Source organism: Chloroflexota bacterium (assembly GCA_026713825.1).
In the GTDB taxonomy this organism is placed as follows: domain Bacteria; phylum Chloroflexota; class Dehalococcoidia; order Lucifugimonadales; family UBA1127; genus UBA1127.
In genome coordinates, this window is the sequence record JAPONS010000038.1 from 1 (window position 1) to 3,652 (window position 3,652).

Annotated in this window: 5 protein-coding genes; 1 reads left to right on the top strand and 4 read right to left on the bottom strand. The window is 66.8% G+C overall.

Going from position 1 to position 3,652, the window contains the following annotated elements; all coding sequences use genetic code 11:
• From OXC99_04320 to OXC99_04330, 3 genes are all read right to left on the bottom strand, one after another.
• Positions 1-360: Rieske 2Fe-2S domain-containing protein (locus OXC99_04320; protein ID MCY4624214.1), on the bottom strand; the 360-nt coding region annotated here is incomplete at its 3' end.
• Between the two features lie 76 nt (positions 361-436).
• Positions 437-754, bottom strand: a complete 318-nt coding sequence (locus OXC99_04325) for a hypothetical protein (GenBank protein ID MCY4624215.1) — start codon at positions 752-754, stop codon at positions 437-439.
• Positions 755-817: 63 nt separating this feature from the next.
• Entirely contained in the window at positions 818-2,203 is a 1,386-nt protein-coding gene (locus OXC99_04330; GenBank protein MCY4624216.1) for an MmgE/PrpD family protein, read from the bottom strand.
• Between the two features lie 63 nt (positions 2,204-2,266).
• On the opposite strand from OXC99_04330, the gene OXC99_04335 reads away from it, so the two are divergent.
• Positions 2,267-2,425 (top strand): hypothetical protein, encoded by a 159-nt coding sequence (locus tag OXC99_04335; protein MCY4624217.1) that lies wholly within the window; start codon positions 2,267-2,269, stop codon positions 2,423-2,425.
• A gap of 6 nt (positions 2,426-2,431) precedes the next feature.
• Here the strand turns inward: OXC99_04335 and rbsK are convergent, their stop codons facing one another.
• Complete coding sequence (gene rbsK, locus OXC99_04340) at positions 2,432-3,370, bottom strand: ribokinase (GenBank protein ID MCY4624218.1); 939 nt, start codon at positions 3,368-3,370, stop codon at positions 2,432-2,434.
• Positions 3,371-3,652 lie beyond the last annotated feature (282 nt).

Below are 3,652 nucleotides of genomic sequence, written 5' to 3' on the forward strand. Positions count from 1 at the left end.
GACGCGCACCTTGTCCTTGAAGTTGGACTCGGCGGGCTCATTGGGCATCTCGAGGCACGCGCCAGTGACGTCGTACTTCCAGCCGTGGTAGTTGCAGGCGAGGCCGCCGAACTCGTTGCGGCCGAAGAAGAGCGACGCGCCGCGGTGCGGGCAGTTCTCGGCGATGAGGCCGACGTCGCCGTTGGAGTCGCGGAAGGCGACGAGGTCCTCGCCGAGGAGTCGTACGCGCTTCAGGGGGCCGTCGCGCTCCGGCAGGTCGCGGGACGGCAGGAAGGGGTGCCAGAACTGCCGGAGCAGGTTGCCCATCGGCGAGCCGGGGCCTACGCGAGTTAGGAATTCGTTGTCAGCGGGGGTAAGCATAGTGTCCTCCATTCGCAATTGCGGTCTGAGTGGGGTGGTAAAGTACGGCACAGTGTCTTTGCGCAGGAGGCTTCTGTCAACCTGCTTGAACGAGGGCGGCCCCGGCGAATTGAGTTGAGTTCTGGAGTATATTTTTCACGGGATGAATGTAGCTAAAACTGCCCACTTCAGCTTGGCGCGAGATTGCGCATTCTTGCGTGCTTGTTGGCCAGTGGTTGTAGCTGAGACCCCATTGTGTCGCATTGAACGGCATTGAGCCGTGCGATCCCATCCGTATGAGAATCGGGTTGAGTTGCATTGGGCTGAAGGAGTCAACCCCGTGCATCGGGGGGATCGCGGGCAGTTCCCGTGCCTGCGCCGACGCGGGGTGGCCGTGCTTGATAAACGTCTCCATAGGGGAAGCGTACCGGGGCGCCGGACTCAGGCACAAGGCGCCGATGTCAGGGGGCGTCGACGCCTACGCGACGGCGAGGGATGCCATGAGCCGCGCGAGGCCGGTCTCCTCGTCGAGGCGCCAGAGGCCGTCGAGGGCTGCGCGCTGGCGGGGCTCGTCGAGGCGGCCGGTTGTGAGGCGCCGGAACTTGTCCTCAACGTCGGCGTCGCTCATGGGCTTCTTGAAGTGGCCGGTGTAATAGGGGACCGCCGCCGTGTGCTCGCGGCCGTCGGGCGTGCGGACGGTCAGGATGTTGAGGATGGCCTCCGGCCAGGCGGCGTCGCACTCCGGGTCCTGCACGACGTCGATGCGCTGCACGAGACCGAGCAGCTCCGGGTCGCGCAGCACGTCGTCCTCGAAGTGCGCGGGCTCGACGGTGCCGAACTGCAGGGCGCAGGCGACGACGTAGGGGATGCTGTGGTCGGCGGTCTCGCGCGTCTCGGGGCGCCAGCGCGTGGGATCGCCGGCCATGATGCGCTTTCCGCTCTCGAACGTGCGGATGTGGACGTGAGCAACGTCGTCCGCCCCCGCGATGCCGAGCGCGTCGCGGGCCTCCATCGCGCCCTCGATTGCCGTCTGTGACACGAAGCCCGCCGGGAAGCGCTTGAAGCGCGACTCCATGAGCCGGAACGCTCGGTCGACCCCGTCCTCGAGCGCCAGCGGAGCGAGTTCGACGGGCTCGCCGGTCACGCCCGCAAAGAACCCGTAGGAGCCCGTGAACACCTCGGGCGGGCCCGTCATGCCGCGCCGGGCGAGCATGGCCGCGAAGACGCCGTTCCTGCCCGCGTTGGGGACGGCCGCCGCCTTCCAGTGGGAGATGGTGCCGCGCCGGGCCTCGCCGAGCGTCATGCTGCTGACGACGGAGATGCGCAGGGCCTCGGCGAGCTGCTCAGTCGAGAGGCCGATGACCACCCCCGCTCCGAGCGGCGCCGAGACGGCGGCATAGGCGGCCTGGTCCCAGACGCCGCCCGACTGGAGATGGAAGCTGTCCGCCCACGCCGCCTGCACCTCGTAGGCGAGGGCGACGGCGGCGATCAGCTCGCGTCCCGACGCGCCGTGCGCCTCGGCGGCGGCGAGCACGGCGGGGATGTTGTCCGAGGGGTGGGCGATGTCCAGGCCGTTGTAGGAGTCGTTGAAGTCGAGGTAGCGCACCATCGTGCCGTTCACGAAGGCGGCCATGTCGGGCGTGGTGGTGTCGGCGGCGCCGAGCAGCGTGGCGGGCGACGCACCGTGCACGCCGAGCGCCAGGTCGCGGGCCGCGCGCACCGGGTCGGCGTCGCTGGCCGCCAGCCCGCAGCCCATGGAGTCGATAACCAGCCGCTTGACCTGGTGGACGACCTCGGCGGGCAGGCGCTCGTAGTCGATGCTGGCGGCGTAGCGCGTGAGACGGTCGACGATGGGGTCTGACATGGTGGCGCACCTCCTGGGTGGGGGACAGTGTAGTGGAGGGGGATGCTGGGTGCCAATGCGAGAATGTTGGTGAGCGGGGTGCGGGCGATTCGCGAATCGCCCCTACGAAGCGCGGGCGTCCAGCTCACGGACGAGGGTTTAGGGGGCGATGGCGCGGTGGCTCTCCTCGACGCAGTCGAGGAGCAGGTGGAGGGGCGGCGGCCGCCCCTCGACGCGCTATAGATGGGGTTACTGGGAGTGCAAGAGCCGCTCAACCTCGACGCGGTCCGGCATGGCGTCCCGCGCTCCGCGCTTGGTGACGACGAGCGCGCCGGCAGCGGATGCAAAGCGAAGGGCGCGATCGAGCGGCTGACCCTCGGCGAGGGCAACGGCGAGGGCGCCGGCGAAACCGTCTCCGGCGGCCACGGTATCGAGCGCTTCGACCTGAAAGGCGGGAAGGTGTCCGAAGCCCTCTTCGGATGAGTAAACGACGCCTTGCTCACCCAATTTGATGAGGGCCGTCCTGACGCCTCGTGACCGGAGTATTCGCGCCGCCTCATGCGCGGAATCTATGCCGTCAACCACGACGCCGGTCAGGACTTCAGCTTCGGACTGGTTGGGGGCAACGATGTCGAAGAATTCGTAAGACGAGAAGGGAATAGCCGATGGTGGAGCGGGGTCAAAGATTACCCGGACTCCCATTCGTTGAGCGATTTGGGCGGCTGCCAGCGAAACATCAAAGGGGATTTCCATTTGCAGGAGGAGAGCGTCGGCTCCGTCGAGGACGCGACTGGCGGCCTCCACCTGGACTGCGTCGCACGCCATATTCGCCCCGTAGATGCCCACAATGTAGTTTTGCCGCTCATTGTCGAGCAGAATAACGGCAATGCCTGACGACGAGCCGGGCGTGGTCATCACATCCGAAACATCGACCCCGTTGGCTTCCAGGTTTGCAATCAACATGGGGCTGAACATGTCGTCCCCCACCCGGCCGACCATGCGTACATCAGCCCCGAGACGTGCGGCCGCTACGGCCTGATTCGCTCCCTTACCTCCGGGCAGGGTGGCAAAGCCGTCTCCCATCACAGTCTCGCCGGGCTTTGGCAGGGCTGAGGCCACCGCAACCAAGTCCATATTGATGCTGCCAAGCGAAACGATCCTGGGCCGGAATGCAGTTGCTGGATTCATCTCAATAGACCGTCATTCAAGGGTCACTCCACGATGAAGGGTCTCAGGGCTGCATACAAGGGGGATTCTGCACATTCGCAGCTTAGTCGATTGCCTAGTTTTCCCACTCGATTCCTGCCTGTTGCCGCCCGGCGGAGCTCAGGGAGAACGGGGGGGGGGGGGCACGATCCTACCCTACCCCCCCCCCCCGTCCAGCTTCCGCACGAGGGCCTTGGGCCGGATGGGGCGGTAGCTCCCCTCGCCCCAACCCAGCCGCGGGGCCATTGGCGGGGGCGCCGCGTC

Coding starts and splice junctions, on each gene's coding strand:
- OXC99_04325 (MCY4624215.1), bottom strand. CDS start 754: ATGGAGACGTTTATCAAGCACGGCCACCCCGCGTCGGCGCAGGCACGG.
- OXC99_04330 (MCY4624216.1), bottom strand. CDS start 2,203: ATGTCAGACCCCATCGTCGACCGTCTCACGCGCTACGCCGCCAGCATC.
- OXC99_04335 (MCY4624217.1), top strand. CDS start 2,267: ATGTTGGTGAGCGGGGTGCGGGCGATTCGCGAATCGCCCCTACGAAGC.
- rbsK (MCY4624218.1), bottom strand. CDS start 3,370: ATGAATCCAGCAACTGCATTCCGGCCCAGGATCGTTTCGCTTGGCAGC.